This window comes from Streptacidiphilus sp. P02-A3a (genome assembly GCF_014084105.1).
Lineage (GTDB): Bacteria > Actinomycetota > Actinomycetes > Streptomycetales > Streptomycetaceae > Streptacidiphilus.
The window spans coordinates 2,011,863-2,036,880 of the sequence record NZ_CP048289.1 but is presented as its reverse complement, the minus strand read 5'-3'; the positions used below and the strand labels follow the sequence as shown (position 1 = coordinate 2,036,880).

15 protein-coding genes and 2 pseudogenes are annotated in these 25,018 nt (G+C 68.5%); 9 read left to right on the top strand and 8 right to left on the bottom strand.

The window, feature by feature from the left end; translation table 11 throughout:
* Positions 1–9 precede the first annotated feature (9 nt).
* Positions 10–1,290, bottom strand: coding sequence for an MFS transporter (locus GXP74_RS09180; RefSeq protein ID WP_182450932.1), 1,281 nt, complete (start codon positions 1,288–1,290; stop codon positions 10–12).
* Positions 1,291–1,379: 89 nt separating this feature from the next.
* On the opposite strand from GXP74_RS09180, the gene GXP74_RS09175 reads away from it, so the two are divergent.
* Complete coding sequence (locus GXP74_RS09175; protein ID WP_182450930.1) at positions 1,380–2,141, top strand: DeoR/GlpR family DNA-binding transcription regulator; 762 nt, start codon at positions 1,380–1,382, stop codon at positions 2,139–2,141.
* Positions 2,142–2,176: 35 nt separating this feature from the next.
* On the opposite strand, the gene GXP74_RS09170 is transcribed toward GXP74_RS09175, so the two are convergent.
* The gene (locus GXP74_RS09170) at positions 2,177–3,043 is read right to left on the bottom strand and encodes an NAD-dependent epimerase/dehydratase family protein (RefSeq protein WP_182450928.1); all 867 of its coding nucleotides are present in this window, start codon (positions 3,041–3,043) and stop codon (positions 2,177–2,179) included.
* Between the two features lie 276 nt (positions 3,044–3,319).
* Positions 3,320–4,561: an MFS transporter gene (locus GXP74_RS09165; RefSeq protein ID WP_225447806.1), complete on the bottom strand. Its 1,242-nt coding sequence runs from the start codon at positions 4,559–4,561 to the stop codon at positions 3,320–3,322.
* A 281-nt stretch (positions 4,562–4,842) separates the two neighbouring features.
* On the opposite strand from GXP74_RS09165, the gene GXP74_RS09160 reads away from it, so the two are divergent.
* Positions 4,843–5,241 carry a hypothetical protein gene (locus tag GXP74_RS09160; RefSeq protein WP_182450924.1) on the top strand — a complete coding sequence of 133 codons (399 nt, stop codon included), beginning with the start codon at positions 4,843–4,845 and terminating at the stop codon, positions 5,239–5,241.
* A 73-nt stretch (positions 5,242–5,314) separates the two neighbouring features.
* On the opposite strand, the gene GXP74_RS09155 is transcribed toward GXP74_RS09160, so the two are convergent.
* From GXP74_RS09155 to GXP74_RS09145, 3 genes are read right to left on the bottom strand one after another with little or no spacing between them, the layout of a single operon-like run.
* Entirely contained in the window at positions 5,315–6,550 is a 1,236-nt protein-coding gene (locus GXP74_RS09155; protein WP_182450922.1) for an RNA polymerase sigma factor, read from the bottom strand.
* Positions 6,547–6,870, bottom strand: coding sequence for a YciI family protein (locus GXP74_RS09150; protein ID WP_182450920.1), 324 nt, complete (start codon positions 6,868–6,870; stop codon positions 6,547–6,549). The genes GXP74_RS09155 and GXP74_RS09150 overlap by 4 nt, the downstream gene beginning before the upstream one ends.
* A gap of 56 nt (positions 6,871–6,926) precedes the next feature.
* Positions 6,927–7,535 carry a dihydrofolate reductase family protein gene (locus GXP74_RS09145; protein ID WP_182450918.1) on the bottom strand — a complete coding sequence of 203 codons (609 nt, stop codon included), beginning with the start codon at positions 7,533–7,535 and terminating at the stop codon, positions 6,927–6,929.
* A gap of 342 nt (positions 7,536–7,877) precedes the next feature.
* Between GXP74_RS09145 and GXP74_RS09140 the strand changes: the two genes are divergently transcribed.
* From GXP74_RS09140 to GXP74_RS09125, 6 genes and pseudogenes are all read left to right on the top strand, one after another.
* Positions 7,878–8,177: a transposase gene (locus tag GXP74_RS09140; protein ID WP_182450916.1), complete on the top strand. Its 300-nt coding sequence runs from the start codon at positions 7,878–7,880 to the stop codon at positions 8,175–8,177.
* Positions 8,174–8,881 (top strand): annotated as a pseudogene (locus tag GXP74_RS09135) (IS3 family transposase); the annotation flags it as partial. The gene GXP74_RS09140 and the pseudogene GXP74_RS09135, both read left to right, overlap by 4 nt.
* Positions 8,766–9,062, top strand: coding sequence for an IS3 family transposase (locus tag GXP74_RS40165; RefSeq protein ID WP_225448583.1), 297 nt, complete (start codon positions 8,766–8,768; stop codon positions 9,060–9,062). The pseudogene GXP74_RS09135 and the gene GXP74_RS40165, both read left to right, overlap by 116 nt.
* Positions 9,063–9,233: 171 nt before the next feature.
* On the top strand, positions 9,234–9,368 hold the full coding sequence (locus GXP74_RS41420; RefSeq protein ID WP_255528097.1) for a hypothetical protein: 135 nt from the start codon (positions 9,234–9,236) through the stop codon (positions 9,366–9,368).
* A gap of 169 nt (positions 9,369–9,537) precedes the next feature.
* Positions 9,538–9,954: a replication initiator gene (locus GXP74_RS09130; protein WP_182450914.1), complete on the top strand. Its 417-nt coding sequence runs from the start codon at positions 9,538–9,540 to the stop codon at positions 9,952–9,954.
* Positions 9,902–10,795 (top strand): annotated as a pseudogene (locus GXP74_RS09125) (tyrosine-type recombinase/integrase); the annotation flags it as partial. The gene GXP74_RS09130 and the pseudogene GXP74_RS09125, both read left to right, overlap by 53 nt.
* A 100-nt stretch (positions 10,796–10,895) precedes the next feature.
* Here the strand turns inward: GXP74_RS09125 and GXP74_RS09120 are convergent.
* Both GXP74_RS09120 and GXP74_RS09115 read right to left on the bottom strand, forming a co-directional pair.
* Positions 10,896–11,450, bottom strand: a complete 555-nt coding sequence (locus GXP74_RS09120; RefSeq protein ID WP_182450912.1) for a hypothetical protein — start codon at positions 11,448–11,450, stop codon at positions 10,896–10,898.
* A 35-nt stretch (positions 11,451–11,485) separates the two neighbouring features.
* Complete coding sequence (locus GXP74_RS09115; RefSeq protein WP_182450910.1) at positions 11,486–19,987, bottom strand: polymorphic toxin-type HINT domain-containing protein; 8,502 nt, start codon at positions 19,985–19,987, stop codon at positions 11,486–11,488.
* A gap of 365 nt (positions 19,988–20,352) precedes the next feature.
* Here GXP74_RS09115 and GXP74_RS09110 point away from each other — a divergent pair, with 365 nt between their 5' ends.
* On the top strand, positions 20,353–24,753 hold the full coding sequence (locus GXP74_RS09110) for a LamG-like jellyroll fold domain-containing protein (protein ID WP_182450908.1): 4,401 nt from the start codon (positions 20,353–20,355) through the stop codon (positions 24,751–24,753).
* The last annotated feature ends 265 nt before the right edge of the window (positions 24,754–25,018 follow it).

The following is a 25,018-nucleotide window of genomic DNA, read 5'->3' as shown; positions in this document are numbered from 1 at the left end:
CAGGGACGGTCAGGGACGCTGCGCGGGCGCCGGCCGGGGCCCGGGTTCGGGCTCCGGTTCGGACGCAGGTTCAGATCCTGGTTCCGACGCTGGTTCGGACGCCGACTCGAATCCGGTGCGGAGGATCCCGGCGGTCACCGCGGCGACCACCAGGAGCAGGGCCGGGAACAGGAGCGCGTAGTTGAGGGCCACCAGCCTGGTCATCCAGCCGATCACCGCCGGACCGGCCAGCATCCCGAGGTAGCCGAGGCCGGCGACCCGGGAGACGTTGGTGCCGGCCGCGGCGGGGTCGGTGTGTCCGGCGGCGCTGAACAGTTGGGGGACGCAGCCCGACAGGCCCAGGCCGAACAGCGCCCATCCCAGCAGCGCCACCCAGATCGACGGTGCGAGGGCGACCACGGTGATCCCGACGGCGCCCGCGGCCGCGCCGTAGCGAAGGACGGCCGCCGACCCGAAGCGCCCGGAGACGCGGTCGGCGAGGAGCCGACCGATGGTCATGGTCGCCGCGAAGGTGCCGTAGGCGAAGGCCGCGGTCGCCGCGGGGGCCCCGAGTACGGTCTTCGCCTCCAGCGTGGACCAGTCGTTGGCGGCCCCCTCGCACAGCATGCACATCAGTGCCAGGGCGGCGAGGATCCAGATCCGCGCCGACCGGGTGCGTCGCTTCGCCCCCTGGTCCGTGGGATGTCCCTCGGTGGTACCGGCGGCTCCGGCCGGGTCGGCGAGGTCGTCGGACGTGGTCGCCAGCAGGCCCCGCGCCGACAGCAGGGCGACCACGACGCCCACGGCTCCGGCGGCGCCGAGCGTCACGGCCGGACTGATCCCGGCGCCGATCGCCCTCCCGCCGACGAGCGCGGCGATGACTCCGCCGACCGAGAACGCGGCGTGGAAGGCCGACATGACGGGCCGCCGGTAGGCCTTCTCCACGTGCACCGCGTGGGCGTTCATGCTCACGTCCAGGCAGCCGTTGCCGAAGCCGAACACCAGCAGCGCGCCGGCCAGTACCCAGGGATCGCGGGCGAAGCCCGGCAGCACGAGGCTCGCGCCGAGGAGCACCCCGGACGCGCGGACCACGACCCGCGTGCCGAGGCGGTCCGCCAGTCGGCCCGCGACCTGCATACCGAGGAAGGCGCCGAGGCCCAGCAGCACCAGCAGGCTCCCCAGGGTCGCGTTGCTGATGCCCACGCGCTTCTCGATGGCGGGGATCTGCACCAGCCACATGCCCATCAAGGTGCCGTCGAGGACGAAGTAGCTGAAGGTGGCCACGCGCGCGGCGCGGAGTGAACGTTCCATGCAACCACCATAACGAACATATCTTATGTTTGAAAGATGAGACTTCGAACATTCTGTGTGTTTGCATCGAGGTGGTGTTCAATCTCGGTATGAGCAACTCAAACCGTCACCGGCTCATCGCGCGAGTCGTCATGGAGTCGGGGAGTGCCACCGTCCCGGAACTCGCCGAACTGACCGGCGCCTCGGAGATGACCATCCGGCGCGACCTGGACACGCTGGCCGCGCAAGGCGCCCTCGAACGCGTCCGCGGCGGGGCCCGCACCCTCCTGCTGCGGGGCGAGGAGCCGCCGTTCGCCCTGCGCGCGCACGAGGCGACCGACGCCAAGCGCCGGATCGCCGCGGAGGTCGCCCGGCTCATCACCGACGGCGAGACCGTCCTGCTCGACAGCGGCACCACCTGCCTGGAGGTCGCCCGGCTGCTGCGCGGCCGGCAGATCACCGTGATGCCGCTGTCCCTCCAGGCCATCCACGTGCTCAGCGACGCCCCCGCCCCGACCGCGCTGATGGTTCCGGGCGGACGGCCCCGCTCCGGCGAGGGCGCCCTGACCGGCCCGCTCACCCTCGCCTCGCTGGCGGCACTGCGCTTCGACACCGCCGTCATCGGCTGCTGCGGCCTGAGCGCCGCCGAAGGGCTGACCGCCTACGACCTCGACGACGCGGCGGTGAAGAAGGCGACCATCGCCTCCGCGCGCCGGGTCATCGCCGCCGCCGACGGCAGCAAGCTCGGCCACACGGCCCACGCCCACGTCGGCGCCTCCACCGTCGTGCACACCCTGGTCACCGACACCACCGCGCCCGCCGACGAGGTAGCGGCGCTTGAGGAGGCCGGTACGGTCGTCACCGGCGTGTGATGCCGGGCGGGCGTCGTCGGTTCTTCCAGGTGGGCCTACTGCTGCGAGAGTTCGGCCAGGGCGTCCAGCCGTGTGGGTGTCCAGCCGAGCTCGCGCCGGGCCCGGGCGCCGGTGAACTGCTGGTCGAGGGCGAAGGCCTCAGCGATCGGCCCCATCCGCCGCACCGCCTGGTCCAGCGAGAGCGAGTCGATCCTGCCCGGGCAGCCGGCCGCGTGGCTGAGGGCCAGGGTGATCTCCGCCAGCGGGAGGTTCTGTCCGCTGACCCCGGCGTAGACGGAACCCGCCCGGGCGTTCAACGCCAGCACGTACAACTCGGCGATGTCGTCGACGTGGACCAGCGCCCAGTGGGCGGCGCCGTCCCCGATGCAGGGCACGGCACCGGCGGCGCGGCCGGGCTCGACGAAGAACGACTGCGTGAGCCCGCCGGATCGGCCGTAGACCAGCCCCGGCATGACCACGACCGGGTGCTCCCCGGTCGCGGCCCGGGCGAGCACGCGCTTCTCGTTGTCCAGCCGCCAGGCAGTGATCCGCGGCGGGCTCAGCGGGGCGTCCTCGGCCACGACCCCGTCGGTGTCGCCGTACACCCACACGCCGCCCGTGTGCACGTACGGGCGGCTCCCGGCACCGTCCTGCATCGCCTCGGCGGCGGCCCGGTCCACCGCCGCCGTGCCCTCGGAGTAGTCCGCTCCGAGGTGGATCACCCCGTCGGCCCGACCGGCGGCCCCCCGCAGCACGTCGGTGTCGGCGAGCGCGCCCGTCAGGGGCGTGGCGCCCAGGTCCGCCACGGTGCGCGCGGACCGCTCGCTGCGCGCCAGCGCCGTCACCTCGATGCCGTGGCGAAGCAGCGCCCGGATGGTGGAGCGGCCGATGTAGCCGGAGCCGCCGGTAAGGAAGACCTTCATCGTCCTCAGGGTCCTTTCGGGTGTCGGTCGCGGCGGGGGCTTCGCCGCCCCTCCACCCTGCGGCCGCACGGCGTCCAATACTTCTTCGGTCAGCGCCGATGCCCTGCGGACATCACCCCTGCCCAGCGGTGGTGTCGTCGGCGCCAGCGGTCCACAGCCTCGTGCGGTCCCACCGGCGCCGCGTCGGCCCCGTCCCGCCGCCACACCACCGGGGCCGGGACCGGGGGCGAAGGCCGGGACCGGGGCCCGTGCGGGCGGGGGTCGGCGGCAGCGGCGTCAGTTCACGGCGTGCCGCGAGCGGCTCATGACGGCGATACCGACCGTCGCCACCAGGCCGTACAGGGCCGGTGCGAGGAACACGTGCGGCAGCCCCAGCAGGCCCACGCCGAGGCTCCCGGTCAGGCCGCCCAGCGCGCTGGCGATCGCGGTCGAGCTCATGAACACGGCCGAGGCGGTCGCGACGGCCTCGGGCAGCAGCCGCTGCGCGACGATGATGCCCAGACCGGCGAACACCCCCCACACCCCGCCCATGAGGACCTGCCCGGCGAACATCCCGACCGTGCCGCCGGTCAGGGCGAAGCACAGGTTCGCGGCAACGCCGAAGGCGGCTCCGAGGACCATCAGGCGCATCATCCCGACCCGGCGTGCGACCACGACCGCCAGCGGCATCAGCGCCAGCTCGATCAGCGGCTGGATGCCGATGACCGCGCCGCTGACCGCCGTCGGCAGCCGCAGGTCCTCGTGCATGTAGATCGTCAGATAGCCGTACTTGATCGGCTCCCCCGCGTAGACCAGGACGTACAGGCCGGTGAAGGCGAGCAGCGGCAGCATGCCCCGTACCCCCACCCGCTGCCCGGCCGACGTCGCGGGCACGCTTGCGGCGGGCGCCTCGCCCGGGGCAGGGCGGGCGCGCACCAGGCCCATCGGGACGATCTGCGCGAGCGTACAGACCCCGGTGGCCACGAGCATCGCGCGCGGACCGGCGGCGGTGGCCAGCAGCGAGCCCGCGACCGGACCCACGATCCATCCGGCCGTCAGCGCCATCCGCACCACGGAGACGACCCCGTCGCCGACCGGGCTCGCGGTGGCCCGCAGGTCGTCGTGGACCGCGGCGAACAGCTGCGACCCGGCACCACCGGCGAAGGCCAGCACCACGGCGCTGATGACGAACGGCATCCACACCTGGTCCGCCATCGCCATGGCGCACCAGCCGACGAACCCGGCCAGCGCGCACAGGCGGAACAGCCCGAGCCGTCTGCCGGTACGGTCCGAGCGGGCACCGATGAGGTAGCCGGTGACCGGGGCGGTGAGGCTGGTGAGGTAGTACAGGCCGGCCGTGGTCAGCGAGACGTGCAGGTCCTGGATGAGGAACAGGGTGATCTGCGGGGCGGCGGCCGAGGCGCCCAGCCCCGACAGGAAGAGCGCGACGGTCGCGCCACGGTACAGCGGCGACGCCCACACCGAGCGCACCGCGGACGGGGCGGGAGCGACGGCGGCGGCGGTGAGTACAGGTGACAAGACAGGCCCCCGGAAGATCAGACGCAGGTGATCACACACCGTAGCCTCGAACAAAAAGAACATCAACACTGTTCTTTGTGTCGCCATTGAATCAGACTTGATGTTCAATTCGCGCATGGCCCAGCCGGGACAGAGTGACAGTCGGCCCTTACGCACCGTTGACAGCACGAACGCTGCGTAGGCACGCTGGTCGGGTTCGGAGGGAGACCCGTCGGCCTGCCGCTCACCGAGGCGTGGTCAGCAACTCACTACCAAAGGTGCGTGATTGGCTCATGGACCCGATGACGATCGTCCTACCCGGAGCACAGTCCCTGGTGGCCGCGATCCTCACCGATGGCTGGACACACGTTCGCACTGCCCTGGCCCGCCGCTGGAGCCGACAGACCCACGAGCCGCAGACCGACATCGAGCACCGCCTCGACACCGCCCACAGCCAGGCCTCCGACATGACCGTCGGCCACGGGGACGGCGAGCAGGCCCTCCTACAGGCGTACTGGGCCGGCTACCTCGCCGCCGTCCTGGCCGAACGTCCCGCCCTGGTGGACCTCGTCCGCGACCTGCCGGGCACCCTGACGGCACCGGACAGCGCCACGTCCGTACAGAACACCAACAGCGGTACCGTCACCACACTCGTCCAGGGCCGCGACATCAGCGGCGGCATCACCTTCGGCGCCCCGTAGCCTCCGGCGCCCCTCAGCCTTCGGCGCTCGTAGCCGTCGGCGCCCCGTAGCGAGGCGCGGCGGCCCGCGGACGCTACCGCAGTTGGTCGCGGCGGCGGGTCAGGTAGGCGGTCTCGGCGGTGTTGCCCGCCAGTTCGATGGCTCTGTCGTACGCCGCGCGCGACTGCTGCCCGCGGCCCAGTCGGCGCAGCAGGTCCGCGCGGGTGGCGTGGTACGCGTGGTAGTCGGCCAACCTGTGCTCAAGGCCGTCGACGGCCGCCAGCGCCACCTCCGGGCCGTCCAGCTCGGCGACCGCGACGGCCCGGTTGAGGGCGACGATCGGCGAGGGGTCGAGGCGGACCAACTGGTCGTAGAGGGCGAGGACCTGCGACCAGTCGGTGTCGCGCATGTCGCGGGCGGAGGTGTGCACGGCGTTGATCGCCGCGAGGATCTGGTAGCGGCCCGGAGCCACCCCGGCGGCGGCAGCGGCGAGGCGCTCACGCACCAGCCGGTGACCCTCGGCGATCAGCGCCACGTCCCAGGCCCCACGGTCCTGTTCGCCGAGGGCGACCAGTTCGCCGCCGGCCGATACCCGGGAGCCGCGGCGGGCCTCGGTGAGCAGCATCAGCGCCAGCAGTCCGGCCACCTCACCGTCCTCCGGCAGGAGGGCACGGATCAGGCGGGTGAGCCGGATCGCCTCGGCGGTCAGGTCGGGACGAAGCGGATCGGTGTCGGGACCGGTCGCCAGGTAGCCCTCGTTGAACACCAGGAACAGGACGGCCAGCACGCCGGACACGCGTGCCGGGAGATCCTCCACGGACGGCACCCGGTACGGGATGCGGGCCGCCTTGATCTTCGCCTTGGCGCGGGTGATCCGCCGCTCCACGGCGGTCTCGGCCACCAGGTGGGCACGGGCGATCTCGGGCACGGTCAGACCGCCGACCATGCGCAGCGTCAGCGCCACCCGGGTCCGCGGCGCCAGCGCCGGGTGACAGCAGGTGAAGATCAACCGGAGCCGATCGTCGTCGATGGCGCCGACAGGCTCGGGCGGGTCGTCGTCGTACACCAACCGGGCCTCCCTGTGCTTGTCGTCGCGCTTGTTCTCGCGGCGGATCCGGTCGATGGCCTTGCGGTTGGCGGTGGTGGTCAGCCAGCCGCCGGGGTTGGCGGGTACACCGTCGGTCGGCCACCGCTGGACGGCGGTCGCGAACGCCTCGGCGGCCGCCTCCTCGGCGATGTCGAGGTCGCCGAAGCGCCTGGTCAGCGAGGCGACCACGCGCGCCCACTCGTCGTGGTGGGCCCGGGTGACCGCCTCCTCGACGTCGCTCACTGGAACGGCCGCACCTCGATCTTCCGGTCGCAGACCTTCGACGCCTCGGCGGCGAGCTTGAGCGCCACATCCAGATCGGGGGCCTCCCACACCCAGACGCCGGCGAGGTACTCCTTCGACTCCACGAAGGGCCCGTCGCTGAACACCGCCTGCTCGCCCCGGTTGTCGACGACCGTGGCGGTGTCGGTGTCCGCGAGTCCGCCGGCGAAGACCCAGTAGCCCTCGGCGATCAGTCGTTCGTTGAACGTGCTGATGGCAGGCCGCCTGTCCGTGCTGCCAGGATTGCCCTTGTCGTCGATCACGGAAACCAGGTACTGCATCTGAAGGTCATCTCCTGTGGTGTGATGAGGACACCGTGGTTCGGTGGTCGGGGACTTCAGGCCGTCGCGTACCGCGGGCGCCCGTCCGGCCGGTAGACCTGGACCGACACGCCGTTCGAGTCGACCCGCGACTCGACCAGGTCGAGCGCGAGGTCGGGACCGGTCTCCGGGAACAGCCTGGCACCCTGGCCGAGGATCACCGGGACCACGATCAGAGTCAGCTCGTCGACCAGATCGTTCCCCAGCAGCCACCGGGTCAGCGCGCCACTGCCGTGCACCTGCAGTTCGCCCCCGGGCCTGGCCTTCAGCTCGCCGACGGCCGCCACCAGGTCACCACGGAGAACGGTCGTGTCCCCCCAACGCGGCGCGGTGAGCGTGGTCGAGGCAACGTACTTGGGAGCCTCGTCCAAGGCTACGCCGATGGGATGCGCGCGCATCCGGTCGACCGATCCCCAGGAGTCGGCGAACAACTCGTAGGTGCGCCGCCCGAACAGGAACGCCTCGGCGCGCTGGTAGGTCCGCGTGATGAACGCCCTGGTCCCGTCGTCGCCCTTCCCCCGGGCCCATCCGCCGCGCTCGAATCCGTTCCGGCGGTCGTCCGACGCGCCGCCGTTTCCCTGCATCACTCCGTCGAGGGTGACCTGGGTCATGGTCGTCAGCTTCATGCTCCCGGCTCCTTTGCCCCGGCGCCGCCCGTTGTGGACGGCCTCACCCCTGCTACGAACAGCACCGCCGCGATCCGACACCGTCCCGGGGATTTCTTTCAAGATCTTTCCTCCGGGGCGCCGACCCGGTCGTCAGCGGTCCAAGCCTGCCCACCCCACCGCCCACGCACGCCACACCAGGCCGCGCTGCGCCGCACCGCACTGCGACAGAGCGCCACCCTCGCCTGTCCCCCTGGGGACGAGCGGATCGGCCCTTCGCGACGCTGAGCTGAGGTTGGTCCGTTTTGACGGACATCCGAGATCAGGGGTCACGGCCCCGGAGGGATGCCCATCATGGAAGGCATGGGGAAGAAGAAGCCTCGACCGAGGCGGTCGTTCACGCCGCAGTTCAAGGCCGACATCGTCGAGCGCTGTCGGCGCGGGGACCGCACCGTCGGTCAGGTCGCCAAGGACTTCGACCTGACCGAGACCGCGGTGCGGGACTGGGTCAAGCGGGCCCAGGTCGACGCCGGTGAACGCGAGGGCCTGACCAGTGACGAGCAGGAGGAGCTGGCGGTCCTGCGGCGGGAGAACCGCCGCCTGCGCGAGGACGTGGAGATCCTGCGGCGCGCGACAGCTTTCTTCGCAGCGGGGACCCGGTGAACGCGCACCCGTTCATCGAGGCGGAGAAGCAGCAGGGCCACAACGTCAAACGCGCGTGTGAGCTCCTGAAGGTCTCCCGGACCGCCTTCTATGCCCGCCGCAACCCCCTCGCCGGACCGCGCCGGGCCCGCGACCTTGAGCTGGCTCAGGAGATCAGCGCCGTCCACGCCCGGTCGCACGGCACCTACGGCGCCCCGCGCGTCCACATGGTCCTGCAGCGCCAGGGCCAGCGCTGCGGCCGTCGGCGCGTCGCCCGCCTGATGCGCCAGACCGGACTGCAGGGCGTCCACCGCCGGCGCCGCCCGGTCACCACCGTCCCCGACGCAGGAGCCTCCACGCGCCCGGACCTGGTCAACCGCCAGTTCACCCCCGATGCGACCGCGCTGAACCAGCGCTGGTGCGGCGACATCACGTACATTCCCACCGACGAGGGCTGGCTCTACCTGGCCACCGTCATCGACATCGCCTCCCGCAGGGTCATCGGTTGGGCCACTGCCGACCACCTGCGCACCGAACTGGTCGCCGACGCTCTTCAGGCCGCGCATCTGCAACGACGACCGGCCCACGGTGTGATCTTCCACGCGGATCGTGGCTGTCAGTACACGAGCCGGGCCCTGGCCCAGCTGGCCGAGCAGCTCGGCGTGCGCCTGTCGGTCGGGCGCACCGGCCAGTGCTGGGACAACGCCCTGGCCGAGTCGTTCTTCTCCATCCTCAAGCTTCTCCATCCTCAAGCGCGAACTGATCAGCACCCGCACCTGGCCCACCAGGGCCGCTGCCCACAATGCGATCTTCGACTTCATCGAAGGCTGGTTCAACCTACACCGACTCCACAGCAGCCTGGGCTACCTCAGCCCCAACGACTACGAAGCACTCCACGCAGCCTAAACAACACAACGAACCTGTCCGTCAAAACGGAGCAAGCTCACCGCACGGATATGCCAACGTGTTGACACCATCGAGGACTTCCTCCACCTGTTCCCCGACGGCCGCGACCTGGAGGTCAGCGCAGCCGACCGCGAGCTGCCCGCCGGCGTCGCCATCGCCGCGATCGGCACGATGCGCACCCCGGTCCGGATGCGGTCGGTCTACCTGCCCACCGAAGCCTGCTGGCGCATCAGCGAAGCCCCGTGCCAGGCAGGCCACCAGGTCCGCGACCTGCCCACCAGCGTGGGTCTGGACAAGGCCGCCTGATGCCTGACGGCCCACCACCCGGGGAGCGAAGAACCCGGCCGCCAGCCCGCCCGCAGCAGCGCACCCTCGGCAGGGGCACCACCGCCCACCGGCCCTGCCCCTGCCGGGGTCCCCCACCCACCTCCCCGACGGCACCCCGCGCGCCGTCCCGCCGAGAGGCCATGCCCTCATGCCCGCAGAACCCCAGCACCAGCCCAACGTCTTCACCCCCGGCCTGCGCCCTGGCGACCTGGAAAAGCTCGCCTCCCCCGGCCAACTGCCCTGGTTCGTGCGCCAGTTGACGACACTTGGCGGTTGCGTGCGGCCGGTCCGCCTCGACGGGCACCGCACCGAGGTGGACGCCGCCACCGGACTAATCCTGCGCCACCTCGACTCCGCCCAGATACCCGCCGACTGCCTCCTGGTCCGCTGCGGCAACCGCCGCACCACCCGCTGCTGCTCCTGCGCCGAGGTCTACCACCACGACACCTACCAGCTCATCGCCGCCGGACTGCGCGGCGGCAAGACCGTTCCCGACACCGTCACCCACCACCCAGCTCCGCATCACTTGCCAGTGCTGCGCATGCGGCCACGACACCGCCCGTGACCAGCCCCAGTGCTGCGCGATCGGCAAGTGCTGCCGCAAGCGGCTCTCCCCGCTGACGCTGGCCTATGTGCACTCCGTGCTCAAGTCCGCCCTGGAGCACGCCGTCCATGAAGAGGAGATCCCGCGCAACGTGGCCCGCAACGTCCGCATGGGCACACCCCGACCCCGCCGCTTCGAACCCCTCACCGCCGAGGAAGCCCACGCGTTCCTGACCGCCACGCACGGGCACCGGCTGAGAGCGCTGTTCGAACTCGCCCTGCGCAGCGGGCTCCGCTAGGGCGAACTCCTCGGCCTGCGCTGGGAAGACCTCGACCTCACCGGCGGAACCGCTAGCATCCGCCGCACCCTCCAACGCACCAACTCCGGCGGCTAGACCGCCCTGCCCACCAAGACGCGGAGCTCGGAACGGCGCATCGCCCTGCCCACCGAGTGCCTGCACTCCCTCGCACAGCACCGCGACCGGCAGTGCCAGGAACGCGAAGTCGCGGGGACGGGCTGGAAGGCGAGCGGCTACGTCTTCACCCGGCCCGACGGGTCCCCGATCGAGGGAGCCACCCTCACCCGGCACTTCAACGCCCTGCTCCGCCGTATCCGGTTCCACGATCTCCGGCACTCGGCGGCGACGCTCCTCCTGGAGCAGGGCGTCGAACTCGTCTTTATCAAAGAGCTGTTGGGCCATGCCCACATCGGCGTGACCGCGACGGTGTACGCCCACGTCCGGCTCCGCCTCCAACGCGACGCCATCGACCTCCTCGGCAACGCCCTCCGCAACCCCGCCCAGCCCGCCACCCGAACCGACGACGGCGACGACCCACCACTTCGTGCAGCACCCGTCCACTGACGTTGCCGTCAACTATTGCCGTCAGACGCCCCAGCAGCCCCACCGGAACTTAATCTGGTGGGGCTGCTTCGAATATGCCCTATTGAGAAAATGCGCGTTCCTAGGCCACGCCTTTCGCCAACCCGCGATAACTCAATTCCATAGGCCCCAGGGCATTTCGGAGGCCAAGAACCCCTCCCTCCCTCAGGAGAGAGACTGATTCCCGCTGGCAGGAAAGCTCGAATTCTTGCAAGCTTCCATGACCATCAATACGAACCGCTTCAGACCAAGCCGAAGCCACCTCGAGTGCCTTCTCAAAAATGGCCATATGACCCTCTGCTGGTTCGCTGATATCAGCGTCCAACAAGGCAAGAACATCAGCCAAGAGACTGAATCCAGCAAGAGTAAACTGGCGCGTTTGTTCGTCGCCAGAAAATGTAGAAGTCAGCCGCTGACATGCCTTCTTGGCGATACGAACCACATCGGCGTTCAGGCGCCGACCTTCGCAGGACCTGAGTCCAGCGCGCACACCAGCATCCACCTGATAGTAGAGGTCCCCTCTCCCATCAGCGTCAGCAAGGATGTACAACCCGCCACCGATTCTCAGCGCTGTAACGCAGCTCAGCGCCCTAGAGTCCGCACCATCCAGCGCAGTGCCGAGTGACGACTCAGACATCGGAGCCTCCTTCCCTGTGGATCACGGCTGGCGCACTACCACTGCGCCGTGGTAGCAGAAGTCAAGGTAGCACCTCTCTGAGTGAGGAAGTTCTCACATTCAGGACAGATTGGTCGGCTGACCACCATGAATCTTGGCTGCAATTGCAGCCCTCCCGCCACCTCATTGAATAGCTTCACTTCGGCATGCCAGAGATTATCTCGCGTCACCAACCTAGCTGGCTGCGGAACACGGAAGCCAAACTCCGTGTTTCCAAGGTCAGATAGTTCTCCAAATTGCGTCGGCGTCATGTCAGCTCGCGCACCTACGGCGTAGAAGTCGAGCCCGCCATTCGCTCCAGGGACATCGGCATGAAGTCCACCCATTGTCCTAAACCCTGCACCCGCTCCAGCCGCGTCCGTCAAGTCATCTACCCGAGACTGAACATGGTCATGGCCAGGAACGGTGCACAAATTAGGACCGCTCGTATTGTGCACCAAGATCGGCGTCGTACCGGCCAGTACATAGTACGTGTGGAGCTGCTGGACGGTCAGGTTCCAGCGGTTGGCCGCGCCGGGGGTCGTCTTCGTGTTGACGACAGTGGGGTGCTGGCCGTGGGTACTGGCAAGCCTGTCACCGGGTTTGAGGTGGTCCGCTCGGACCCAGGTGTGGGTGGTGTCGTCCCAGAACGGGTGGTTGGCGGTCGTGTGCACGACCGCCGTGTGGCTGTGGCCGTCGCTGACGGTGACATCCAGAAGGTCGGTGTCGTGGTTGATCCACACGTCCTGGACTGTGCGGCCTCCCTCTTCCTTCCCGGTGTCGGGGTTGGCGGACTCGACCTTGTCGCCGACCTTCAGTTTGCCTATGGCCTCCGTTGTGCCGTTGGCCATGAGAACAGGAGTGTCCGGCGAGAAGCTGCACTTGCTCTTGCCAGACGGGCTGCTGGCAGTGTCGGATTCGCCGGCTGTCTGGGTATGCGCTGGATCTGTTGATTCCTTTGGCGGTGCGCTCTTCGCCGGCTCCTGGCTGTCCGAGGTCGCATGGTCAGCTGCAGTAGCACCGGATCCGTCCGCTTCGACATTCGCCTTCTCCAGAGCCGCTGTCTCGCTTTGAAGAGCCCGCTCGACGTCGGCCTCCCCCTCTGCGAACAGGACTTCCGGGTCATCCTCCGGCGCCAGGAACAGCGATGCGACATCCGCCTCACGCTGGCCGGACGAGTAACCGATATTGCTCTTGTTGACGCCGGCTGCCGATTCGAGTTTATCCAGCGCGTAGTGCTGAATCGGCCGAACAGCCCAGCCCATCGGTGCCACGTAGCTGGCGATGTTGAGTGCCTGGTCTGCGAACCCGGCGAGAACATCCTTCGTGCTCCCGTCAGTTACCGTGATGGGTCCGCTGCACATACTCATGTCGAGGCCCGGTGTGCAGCCGGTCGGGGCACCGTCGGATCCGTCGAACATCAGGCCGGACGGGTCGCTGCCGGTGGAGGGGTTGTCGGCGGCGTAGGTGTAGCCGCCCATCTGGTTCGGGTCGCCGGCTTCGAAGACAGGGTCAGGGCTGGTGAAGCGGCCCTGGGTGGGGTCGTAGGTCCGAGCACCGAGGAGGTCCAGGCCGCTGGTGGCGTCGGTGGGCTTGCCCAGATAGCCCTCAAGGTCCGGCCAGGTGGAGGGGGTGGTTCCACGTGGGTTGCCGTAGGGGTCGTAGTAGCGGCGGGTGATGGTGGGAGTGGAGGTGGTGGAGCTGATGGTGGTGGTCGCGGTGCCCTGGGCGTTGGACAGCTGGTAGACGACCGTGCCGCCCGGCGTGGATCCGCCGGTGCTTCGGGTGATGACAGTTCCGTCGGGGCCGGTGTAAGAGCGCTGGCCGGTGACTCCAGTGCCGATCTTGGTGAGCTGTTCAGTACTGCCGAAGAGGTAGAGGATGGTGGTGGCGCCGCTGGTCTCCTCCAGCAGGTTGCCTTCGGCGTCGTAGAGGTAGCTGCTGATCTGGCTGGTAGTACCGCTGGGGGTGGTGACGGTGGCCGGGCGGCCTTCGGCGTCGTAGGTGAGGGTCTGGGTCTGTCCCGGCAGAACCGCGTTGCCGGTGGAGTTCGGTGTGTAGGTCTGGCCGCCGCTGCCACAGGTCCAGATGATCTGCTTGGCGCCGCCGGGGGTGTTGTTGCCGCTGGGGTCTGCAAGGCACTTGCCGGTGCTGACGTTGACCAGAGTGCCGCCGGTGGTCGTCTTCCAGTTCTGGCTGGCCGCACCGGAGCAAGGGTTGAGGACGACATTGGTACCGCTCAGATCGAGGCACACGCCGTTGACGCGCACAGTGCCGTCGGTACCGATGGCGAAGGTCTGACCACCCGATCCGCAGCCCCAGAGGATCATCTGGGTTCCGGCGGTGGTGGCGTTGGCGGGATCTGCCAGGCACAGCGCGCCGCCGGCGCTGGTCTTGACGCCGGATGTCAGCGGCCCGGTGGTGGTGCTGGCCCGAGTCATGGTGTTCCCGGCGTCGACCCCGCCGCTGATCAGGCTGTTGTCGGTGTAGCCGATGGTCTGAGTGGCGCTGCCCAGGCTTGGGTTGCTGGTGGTGACGCTGCTCGCCTGGTCCGGGTCGGTAGCGGTTGCGGTGCCGTCAGCGCCAGTGTAGGCGTCGGTCTGAGTCGTGTTATCGGCAGCGTTACCGGTGGTGTCGTGGTTGACCATGCCGGTGCGGTCACCGAGCAGGTCGTAGGTGTAGGTCTGCCAATAGGGGGCGGGGCCGCCGACGGTGTCAGCCTTGGGCGAGCTGGGGGTGGCGTTGGCGGTGGGGCTCACGTCGTCACAGGAGCCGGTACCGCCGACGCCGGCCGCCCTGATGCCTCCGGTGTCGCTCCAGGCACTGGTGAGCCGCTGGAACGAGTCGTAGTTGAAGCACTGGGTGTCGGTGCCGGTGACCGCGCCGCCGTTGGACTCGGTGTCGGAGGTGGCGGTGATGTCACCGGCCTGGTCGTAACGGTAGTCGGTGCTGTCGATCTGGCTGGCGGTACTGGTCTGCCAGTCCGAGGTTTCGTTGGTCAGACGCCCGGTCGCCGCGTCGTAGGCCGAGGTCGTGGAGAGCTGCAGACCATAGACGCCGTAGGTGGTCCGGGTTAGTTGTCCGAGCGGGCTGTAGTTGGTGTTGTCGACGTAGGCGCCGCCGATCTGCGTACCGCCGGACTGGGTGAGAGTTCCACCATCGGACATCAGCAGGCCTTGCAGGTCGTACTGGTAACCGATGGTCTCGGGCAGCAACCCGCCGTCCGCGCCGAAGCTGGTGGAATTGAGCAGACCGGTATTGGGGGTGTAGGTGGCGTCGGACTCGAAGCTGACGGTGCCGGAGGCGCCCTGTGTGGTGCCGGCGGGTGCGGGGAAGCCGTCCGCGGAGGGAATGGTGGTGCGGGTACCCATCGGCTGGTAAGCACTGTTGTACCCGGTGACCTGCTGCGTGTAGCTGCTGGTGGTGGTACCGCTGTGGACGTAGCGGGTCGAGGAGGTCGGGTAGCCGAGGGTGTTGGCGTTCGGGGCGGGAGAGTCAGCGGTGCTGGGGGTCTGGTCGTACGCCCAGGCGGCGAGCATGTTGCTGCTGGACTCGGACGCGGACTGGCTGAGGTTGTACTCGGCGACCGGACGGTTGTCCCAGTCGTACGTGTAGCCGAGCTTCTGGCCGCGCGCGTCGGTCGTCTGCAGCAGATTGCCGTCGACGTCGTAGCTGTTGAATGAGGTGGTTCCGGTGTTGGGGTCGGACTGGCTGGTCGGCTGTCCCAGCAGGTTGTACTGGTAGGACCACTGGTTGCCGGCAGAGTCCTTGATCGTGTTGACCTGTCCGGCCGGGGTGTAGGTGTAACTGGTGGTGGCGTTCGCCTGGCCGGCCTGGCCAGCGGTACTGGTCGACCAGGCAGAGGTGCCCGCGCTGTTGTAGATGACCAGGTTGGCGTCGTTCTGGAGCTTCAGGACACTGCCGGTCGTGGCCGTGAGGTTGCTGGACCACAGCTGGGTACCGCTGCTGCTGAACACCCCGAGGTTTCCGTCGGTGCCGAAGTCCGCATAGGCGCCAGCGGAGGAGGTACCGGTATGCCATAGCTGCTTGCCGCTGGCCAGAGACGTCAGACTGAGGTCACCGCTGGCCAGCATGGTCAGTCGGACCGCATCGGACATCAGCGAGGTCCCGGACGGGATCACCGTGCCGCCGGAGAGCTGGACCTGGCTGTTGGTGTTCTGCACCGTGCTGCTAGTGGTCTGCCCCAGGGCGTTCACGATCGTGCTCGTGGTCGGCCCGCCGGCGGGCGGCGTGGTGTCGGTCTCGTCGGCACCGGGGTAGCTGGTGGCAGTGTTCCATTGGGCGACGCCCATGGTGTAGAGGGTGTTCTGCAGAGCACGCCCCTGGCCGTCGTAGGTGGTGACGTTCTCCGAGGGGATCTGACTCTCCGCCAGCACCTGCGCCATGGTCGTCGACGGCGACGTCGTCGTGTCGATGTAGGGCGCGTAGGTGCGCAGCGGCCAGCCGTGGGAGTCGTAGAAGGTGTCGCTGATCAGACGCCCGGCGGAGTTGTCGGCGGTTGTGGTCTGGGTCTGCCGTGGCTGGAGCATCCCGTCGTACAGGGTGATGCTCTGGGAGTAGCTGTTGTCCTCGCGCAGTGTGTCGGTGGTGACGGCGCTGGGGGCGCCGGTGATGGTGGTGGCCACCTTGGGTCCGACGGTGACGGTGGCACCGGGGTCGATCGAGTAGCTGAAGGTCATGTCCGCGGACTGCGAGGCCTGGAGACGGCCGGGCAGCCAGACCGCGGTGCGGCGGCCGAGGGCGTCGTAGGTGACGTCAGTCGCCCGCTTGTTGGCGTCGATGTTCGTCATGGTCTGCCCGCGGAGCGGGTCCAGAGTGGAGGTGGTGGTCCAGCCCTGCGAGTTGGTCGAGGTCATGGTGGTCGGATTGGTGTTCCCGCCAGACGCGCTCCACGCGGGCGTGAACGACGTAGTGGTCGCCAGACCCGAGGCCTTCACTCCGGTGGGATCGGGGGTCAGCGTCTGGGTGGTCCGCCCGGCACCGTCGTACATCATCGCGGTCGTGGTCTGCCACGCGGTCGCGGTCCCGGCGCTGAAGGCCGTGGCGATCTGCGTGCCGGTGACCAGACCGGTACCGCTGAGTTGGCCGAAGGTCCCCAGGTTGCCCAGGGTGCCGTCGCCGACGTAGTACAGCTTCTTGTCGGACAGCAGCGTCTGGCTGCTGCTTCCGCATGCGGCGCTCTCCCGGACTGTCTCGTCGGGATAGCTGAGCATCATCGCGTCGCTCGATGGCGGGGCCGCGTAGTCGGTGGTGGCACACTGCTCCTGCGGGGCGGCACCGCCCACGTCGGCCGTGGTGTCGACGGTGGACTCCCGGCCCTGGGAGTCATAGTCGGTGACGCTCTGGTTCTCGCGCCACGAGCCGCTCTTCAGCAGGGAGTACGAGCGGGTGGTCGCGTCGCTGATCCGGCGGGCAGTCAGCGGCGGCAGGGTGGACAGGGTCGGCGCGGAACCGCTGTAGTCCGTGCTGTTCCAGTCGCTCCACGCGGTCTGGGCAACCGACGCCGTCTGGGTGATGTCCGTGGTGGGAACAACAGATTTGGCGTCGATGGTGCCGTTGGCTGCGGTGTAGGTGTCCGTTTCCAGCGGGGTGCCGGCCAGCCAGTTGGAATCGACCACGTTGTCGCCGACGGTGTCGGAAACCTTGACCGAGCGCTGGGTGCCGTCGGCGAGGTAGTCGCCGTCCATCCCCTGCAGGTAGGTGGTCGTGGTCTGGGTGATGGGGTCAGGGCTGGTGCCAGTGGTGACGGTGACAGTGCGGTAGCCGCGGAACTGGTCCCAGGTCCGGTACAGGTCGTCGGTCTGCGCCGAGTCGTCGCGATGCCATGCCGCGCCCCCGTAGCTGTAGTTGGTGACCTGGTCAGGTGACCCGTAGGGGCCCAGTCCCTGGCTGTTCTTGGGACCGGCGGTATCCCCCGCGCCCCCCGTCGCGTCCGAGACGACGACCGTCTGCACCCGGGACTTGTTGAACCAGTCCGCTATGGGGAAGCCAGCACCTGGCTGGGTCCAGTACGCCTGGTAGCAGGACATGGTGTCGCCGTCCGGGGAGACGGGCATGGTGTTGTTGACCCGCGAGCAGTCCGGCGCGTAGTAGTCGACGGAGATGACCTCGCCGGTCTCGGTGACGATCGCGGAGATCCGTGGCCGAAAAAGTTCCGGTGCGTCGCCACCGTCGACACGGTTGTCGAACTCCGTGCCTATGAAGGTCACCGGATTCATGGTGACAGCTGTGCTACCGCCGTCGTAGGGGTCGGCTTCACCGGTGTGCTGGATGCTCTGCAGCCACATCACAGCCTGGAGTTCCCCGGCATCGGCCGGGTCATTCGTGGTGCCGGTGACCGGGTCGATCGTTCCGCCGTAAGCCGAGTACACCTGCCCGAGCTGGTACTTGTCCACCGGGACCAGGCCCTTGTCGGCCTTCGACGTCGGGTCGATGACGTGCACCTCGGTGGTCACCGAGTCCAGGTGGGCAGTGCTCCAGAACGTAGGCGAGACAGTGACGCACACCCCGGCTGGAACTGACGTGGAGCCAGGCGGCAAGGTAGTGGAGTTCCCCTGGTTGCAGTTCAGGTCGTAGGGGACGTCGGGGAAGTTGGTGGCGTTCGAGGTGGAGATCGCCTGTGAGCAGGCGAAGCTAGGGCTGGTCTGGCAGCGCTGTTTGGAGGCGAACACCACTGCGGCAGCCGGTGTGCGCCCGGCCAGTTCGTCCGCGAGCTGGTATCCGTAGGAGATCTGGGTGAGGGTGCCACCTCGGGTGTACTGGGCAAGCGTCCCCGAGCCGTTGGAGGCTGCGACCTGGCCACCACCCAGGTCGTACCAGTTGTTCTCGGTGCTGTAGTCGTAGCGCTGGACAAAACCGTTCGGGGAGACCGTGAAGTCCAGGTTCCAGCGCCAGCCCTCGTTCGCGGAGCACTTGGAGGCAGTACCGGTCGTGGAGCTGTAGCAAGGGTCGCCGGAGACCGGGTGAAGCACCGGAAGGCCCCAGGCCGAGTTCGTCGAGGAGTCCGTCGGGGTCCCCGACTGCGGGGAGGAATTGATGGCGGTGCTGGCCGGGGCATGGTCGGAGCCGAAGTACGCCGCGCTCCCGTCCGGGGTCAGCACGCGATAGTAGATGCCCTGATACAAGCCGTTCTGGGCGCCGGAGAGCTCCTGGACCACAGTGCCGTCGTCGCTCGACAGCTTCCACTGCGCGACCAGGCCGGGGACGCCACTGGCCATGGTGGTGGGGATCAGCGTCCCGGAGTGGGCCCCGAAGGAGACGGTGGCGTTGTCTCCGCCCCAGCACTCGTCGCCGGAACCCTTCAGCAGCCGCTGGCCGCTGGAGTTCAGCAGGCTGCCGCATGACCGGTAGGAGCGCTCGATGAAGCCCGGCTGGTAGTCCCATCCGTCCCCGATCCAGGAGGCCTGGGAGTTACGCGCCGAGGTCTCCCCGTCGACGGACTGCGAGTTGTAGTCGAAGGACACGCTCGGTGCGCTGCCACCGACCGCGCTGGGCACGTCGATGGGGTAGGAGTAGGTGAACGCCCCAGTGCCGGAGGCCTGCCAGGTCCCGGACGGGTTCAGCGAGGTCGCCGAATAGTCGCCCTGGGATCCCAGTGTGCCCGAACTGACCCCCACCAGCGTCATGGAACCGCTGGTGTCCATTGGGGCAGCCCCGGCGCGCCCCGTGCTGTGCGGCGCGACCGTACTGCCGGAGACCAGGGAAAGGTTGGCGACCAACTGGTCCGCGTCCGCACGGTTGGAGAAGTCCAACGGGGTTCGAGTACGACAGGCCTGGATCTGGGGCGTCGTCAACGCGCAACTGGGCATTGCGAACATGACCAGACGTGAGCCGTAGCCGCCGCCGAACGCGCGAGCCAGGTCGGCGTAGTCGATGACGACCTGGACCTGGCCGGCCGCCGAGCCGTCCGCGCGGGCGAAGCCGAGCAGCATGGCATTGGCACCGGCCGCCACCGCCTGGCTGTGCGAGGCAACCTGGACCCGCACCTGGGTCGGCAGTGGTTCCGCGGCCGCGACCGACGCATGTGCACCGTGAGCGGGAGACGCGGCCGGGCCCAGCCATACCGGCAGTGCGCCGACTTTGACCGGGCCGGTCACTGGCACCACTCGCATGGTGGTCGCGCTCCCCGCGGAGGCCGACGGGTGGGCCGAGGCAGACGCGGCGGCCGATGCTCCGTGCTGGTCTCTGGTGGCCGAGCCGGCGATCGAGGCCGATCCTTTGGGCGCGGGAGCCGCTGAGGCACTGGCAGCGACCGCGCGGGTCAGCGAAACCGTGGCGCTGCCCGCGGACGGCCACGCCGGAGCCGCGGCCGCGTAGGTCTTCAGGGGCTTGTCCCCCTTGCCGAGCGCCAGGCTCGTCCGACCGTCCCCCAGGTTGTGCACCGGCACGCTCTTGGTGACCGGGAGCGGGAACGGCGACCACAACTTGCCGCTGTAGTGGTACTGCGGGATCTCCTGGGCCACCGCTGCCGGCGCCACCATCGCGCTCACGGCGACCATGGCAGTCCCAAGAGTCAGGCTCCGACGCCATACTCGGTGTCTCACGCCCGCAAACCAGCGTGTACGGACACTCATGCGTCAAACCCCCTGCGAGTGGTGCGCCGTGAACATGTGTCTGTGCACAGCGGTAGCCATGTATAGGCCGTTGGGATCATATGGATCCGATATGAGCTGGGCTATAGCCTGTCCGCGCCCATCTCAGGACTGGGCTGTCCACCCATTGAAGCGTTTCGTCCGATCTATGCCGGGTGAATGGGACATGCCATCACATGTTGCCCCTCGCGCAAAGGGACGCCCACCCAACCCGGCCGCGAATATGTGATGAACGCCATACAATCTTCATCACTTGACCACAAAGGCAGCACATGAAAGCCACACCACATGTCCAGCTTCGTCGCCGGACCCGGGCCAGACGCATCCTGACCGCGCCGCTGCTGGCGGCGCTGATCGTCTCGGGAGCCGCTTACCCTTCCTTCGCCGACGACGGGCCGGCCAACCCCGGCGCGATCGCGCCGCCCGCCGACCCCGGCCCCGTCCAGTCCGCCCAACTCCAGGCCGCAGCCACCGGGCAGCCCGTAGCCATCCCCTCGCTCACCACCGCCACGACCTCGATCGAGGCGAACCCCGACGGCTCACTCACACAGACCACCGACACCCTCCCGGTCCGCGTGCAGCAGAACGGCACCTGGGTCCCGGTCGACGCCACGCTGTCCCTCAACTCGGACGGCACCCTCAGCCCCAAGGCCACTCCGACCGGCGTGGTGCTCTCCGGAGGAGGCGGCGGACCGCTGGTCACCCTCACCGACCCGGCTGGCCACAGTCTCAGCCTGACCATGCCGTTCACGCTGCCCACGCCGGCTCTCAGCGGTGACACCGCGTTGTATCCGTCCGTACTGCCCGGTGTGGACCTCCAGGTACAGATCGACCAACAGGGCGACTTCCGAGACGTACTGATCGTCCACAGCGCAGCCGCCGCCGCGAACCCAGCACTGGCGACTTTGCAACTGGCCGCCTCCGCTCCGGGCCTCAACCTGGCCGCCGACCCCCACGGTGGCATGCTCGCCACTGCGGCGGACGGCAGCCTGGCCTTCAGTAGCCCCGCTCCGATCATGTGGGACTCAAGCACCGGCGTAGCCTCGACCAGTGCGAGCGCCTCGGTACAGAAAACCGCCGCCGTCCGGGCCCTGACCGAAGGCGACGCGGACCCGGATACCTCATCGGCCGCAGGACCGGGCCCGGGAGCCCAGGTCGACCCAATCGCCTTGACGGCCACCGACAGCACCCTGACACTCACTCCCGACCAGAGCCTGCTCACCGGAACCACCACCGAATACCCGGTGTTCATCGACCCGCAAGAGGTCACGGACACGACCAAGTACTACACCCAGGTGTGGCAAGGCTGCCCCAGCGCGGACACCGGCTGGAACACCGAAGAGGGCAACGGCACCAGTGCCGGGGAAGGCATCGGCTACATCCAGCCAAGCTGGGCTGGCAACTGCGGTTCCGGCGCCGAAGAGTCCTACTACGTGATGGACTTGAGCAGGATCCCGAGCGGATCCAAGGTCACCCAAGCCGACCTCACGCTCTCCGAGACATACGGATCCGACGGCGGCTGCACGAAGTGGCCGGTCACCGTCACGGTCACCAACGGCATCAACGCACCGGGCAGCAGCAACCCCACGACGTGGAACAACCGGCCCGGGTCGGCAGGCGGCGCCATGGCTTTCAGCGCCACCGACCAGATGTACAGCATCGACGCGACGCAGTCGTGCGGCGGTACCAACACCGCCGAGTTCACCCTGACGAACCAGGTGAACGCGGCCCAGGGCGGCACCCTGACCTTCCAGATCGCAGGCGACGAGTCCTCCTCGTCCACCGACTACGGGCACATGCGCTTCGCCCCGAACCCATACATCCAAACAACCTACGACCTGGCACCCTCCATCTCCCCGAGCTCCGTCAACACCAGTCCACCAGCCGTCACCGTCGACGCCAACGGCAACCTCACATCTGCCTCCCCCGCCTGCGGCAGCGGGACCCCCGGGTGGATCGGACTGATCAGCACCAACTACGGAGCCTCCAGTCTCTGGATGCAGTCCACCGCCACCTCGCCAATCAGCGGCACCACAATCGCGATCTGGTACGGCATGGTCGACAACATGCTCACGGACGGCTCAGGCAACCCCAAGCAGGTCGCCTACGGCAATGTCGCCTACGCTTCCTCCCCCAGAGTCGGCAGCTTCCAGGACACTAGCACACTCCAGGACGGCCACCAGTACAGCTGGAACACCCAGGCCTCCGACGGGACCCTGACGTCCAACACCGTGGCCGACTGCCGCTTCGACGTCGACCTCACCCCTCCCAACCAGGCCACCATCGCCAGCACCGATTACCCAGCGTCGGGCAGCGGCCAGACACCGCCGAAATACGCCGGGCAGGCCGGGCAGTTCACCGTCACCGCGACTGACCCCGCGCCCGACCCGTCCACCTGCACCCTCGCCAAGTGCCTCCCCGCCAGCGGCATAGCCGGATTCCGCTGGTCCCTCGACCAACCGATCCCCACCGCCGGGTTCAACTACCAGGCTGCCAGCGGCGGCCAGGCCACCATCAAAAACGTCACCCCCACCATGTGGGGCAGCCACATCCTCTACGTCCAGGCTGTCGACAACGCCGGCAACATCCAGACCATCCCCTCCACCTATAGTTTCTATGCCCCATGGAACCCCAACACCAAGGTCACCGCGGGAGACCTGACCGGTGACGGCATCCCCGACATGCTCGCCACCGACAGCACCGGCGACCTCATCCTGATCCCCGGCAACGCGGACCCCTCCACGCTCACCGCCACCATCGCCAGCACTCCCAGCACCAGCCCGGACAAGCAGACCGACTGGAACGACTACGACATCGCCCACCGCGGCTCGCTGCAGAACGGCGGCGTCGACGATCTGCTGGCCTACGACACGGCCAACCAGCAGATGTACCGCTACACCAACGACGGGGAGAACGGTGGCACCTACGGGCACTTCTCACTAACCAGCGGGGTCTCCACGGTCGCCCATCCCGCGTGCACCTCCGGCCGCTGCACCGGATACAACGCCGACTGGAGCGGCGTGAAGGGCCTGATCACCCCCGGGGACCTGGCTGGCAACACCACCTACACCCAAGCCAACCTGATCACCAAGGAGCTCGACGGCAGCGGGAAGCAGGAACTCTGGCTCTACCAGACGACCAACAGCGCCCCGTTGACCAACCCGGTCCTGCTGGGCACCGGAGACTGGTCCCACTTCGATCTCCTCGCACCCGGCGTCGTCGGCGGCAACCTGTCAAGCGGCACCGCGGGCGCTCCGATGCTGTGGGCACGTGACAAGGACTCCGGCATCGTCTACTCCTTCCCTCTCAAGGACGCGAGCGGCAACATCGCCCAACTCGCAGCTCCCACCGCCGCGCCGCTCACTCTCGGAATCAAAACCACCGCTGGAGCCGACCTGTGCGCCGCCGACCCCGGTGACAACGCCGCCAGCGGGACCGCAGCCATCATCTGGACCTGCGACAACGCCCCGGAACAGTCCATGACGTTCCTGACCGACCACACCGTCCGGGTCCACTCCGGTCTCTGCCTGGAAGCCACCGGCGTCACCCAGGGCAACGAAGTCGACCTCGCCACCTGCAACAGCAAGGCCACCACCCAGCAGTGGACCGCAGGCGCCAACGGCTGGCTCGTCAACAGCGCCTCCGGAATGTGCCTGGCAGACCCCGCCGGCAACCAGAGCCCTGACACCCAGCTCATCATCTGGGGCTGCGAGAACGTATCCGCACAGGACTGGGGCGCCCTCACCGGCGGCAGCTTGCCCACACCGCTGCCCACTGCCCCCACAGAGCTCTCCCCCATCCTCACTACCGCCGCCTATCCGACCGTCGCATCCCCTGGCGACTCCACCGGACTCGGCCAGCCCAACCTTTACGCAACCACGCCCAACGGCGACATCATCAACTACACCGGGATCGCCCCCACCGGCGCCAAGGCCAACTTCGGTACCCCCTTCACCCAGGGCAACTACAGCACCGCGACCAACTGGTGGAAGCTCAACGACGGCAACAGCTCGACGGCCGCCGCTGACACCAACGGCGGCACCAACTACACCGCTACCCTCAACGGCAATGCCAACTGGACCAACGACGCCACCCGAGGCACCGTCCTCAGCCTCGACGGAACCACCGGCTACGCCTCGACCGGCGCCAACGCCCCCGCTGTCAACACCACCGGCAGCTACAGCGTCTCGGCTTGGGTCAACCTCAGCACCAGCTACGACCCCACGAAGTACTACACAGCACTGTGCCAACGCGACACCACCGGCGCCCGCTGCGGCTTCTACCTGCAGTACTCAGCCGCCTTCAAGGGCTGGGCATTCGTCGCCCCCAACACCGACAGCACCAACGCATCCGCATACGCACACGCGGGCACCAACGTCACCCCCAAAACGGGAACCTGGACACACCTCGTCACCGTCTATGACGCCTCCTCGGAAACCATGAGCCTGTACGTCAACGGTCAACTCGCGGGCACCGGAAGCAACACCAGCGTCTGGAGCGCCGACGGCCCGTTCCTCATCGGCGGCGCCGACAACACTGGCACCGGCGGCAACGGCAGCCAAGCGGCCTTCCCCGGCCAGGTCAGCGACGTACACGTCTACAACACAGCCCTCAGCCCTACCGCCGCCACCACTCTCAACGACAACCCCCCGTCCATCAGCAACCTCAACTGACCACAATGCAAGGCGCAACCGGAGGACGTCCCAAGGGCTAGCCCCCGGCCGAAGCACCACCGAACATCGCGACTGACAACCGTGGGGCCTGCCCAGGGCAGGCCCGACTGACAACCGTGGGGCCTGCCCAGGGCAGGCCCCACACGGTGTCTCCCGCCGGCCAACAGTCGGCCCCCTCTGGCGCGGCAGGCTCGCGCTACCTTCTCTGCGGCCCTGCAACAGGGCTCCCGGCTCCCGGGCCAGGCATGGCTGAGGTCACCATTCG

Excerpts from the sequence above, each read along its gene's own strand:
- GXP74_RS09180 (WP_182450932.1), bottom strand. The coding sequence starts at position 1,290 with ATGGAACGTTCACTCCGCGCCGCGCGCGTGGCCACCTTCAGCTACTTC.
- GXP74_RS09175 (WP_182450930.1), top strand. The coding sequence starts at position 1,380 with ATGAGCAACTCAAACCGTCACCGGCTCATCGCGCGAGTCGTCATGGAG.
- GXP74_RS09170 (WP_182450928.1), bottom strand. The coding sequence starts at position 3,043 with ATGAAGGTCTTCCTTACCGGCGGCTCCGGCTACATCGGCCGCTCCACC.
- GXP74_RS09160 (WP_182450924.1), top strand. The coding sequence starts at position 4,843 with ATGACGATCGTCCTACCCGGAGCACAGTCCCTGGTGGCCGCGATCCTC.
- GXP74_RS09150 (WP_182450920.1), bottom strand. The coding sequence starts at position 6,870 with ATGCAGTACCTGGTTTCCGTGATCGACGACAAGGGCAATCCTGGCAGC.
- GXP74_RS09145 (WP_182450918.1), bottom strand. The coding sequence starts at position 7,535 with ATGAAGCTGACGACCATGACCCAGGTCACCCTCGACGGAGTGATGCAG.
- GXP74_RS09140 (WP_182450916.1), top strand. The coding sequence starts at position 7,878 with ATGGGGAAGAAGAAGCCTCGACCGAGGCGGTCGTTCACGCCGCAGTTC.
- GXP74_RS41420 (WP_255528097.1), top strand. The coding sequence starts at position 9,234 with ATGCGCACCCCGGTCCGGATGCGGTCGGTCTACCTGCCCACCGAAGCC.
- GXP74_RS09130 (WP_182450914.1), top strand. The coding sequence starts at position 9,538 with ATGCCCGCAGAACCCCAGCACCAGCCCAACGTCTTCACCCCCGGCCTG.
- GXP74_RS09120 (WP_182450912.1), bottom strand. The coding sequence starts at position 11,450 with ATGTCTGAGTCGTCACTCGGCACTGCGCTGGATGGTGCGGACTCTAGG.
- GXP74_RS09115 (WP_182450910.1), bottom strand. The coding sequence starts at position 19,987 with ATGGTCGCCGTGAGCGCGATGGTGGCGCCGGCAGCGGTGGCCCAGGAG.
- GXP74_RS09110 (WP_182450908.1), top strand. The coding sequence starts at position 20,353 with ATGAAAGCCACACCACATGTCCAGCTTCGTCGCCGGACCCGGGCCAGA.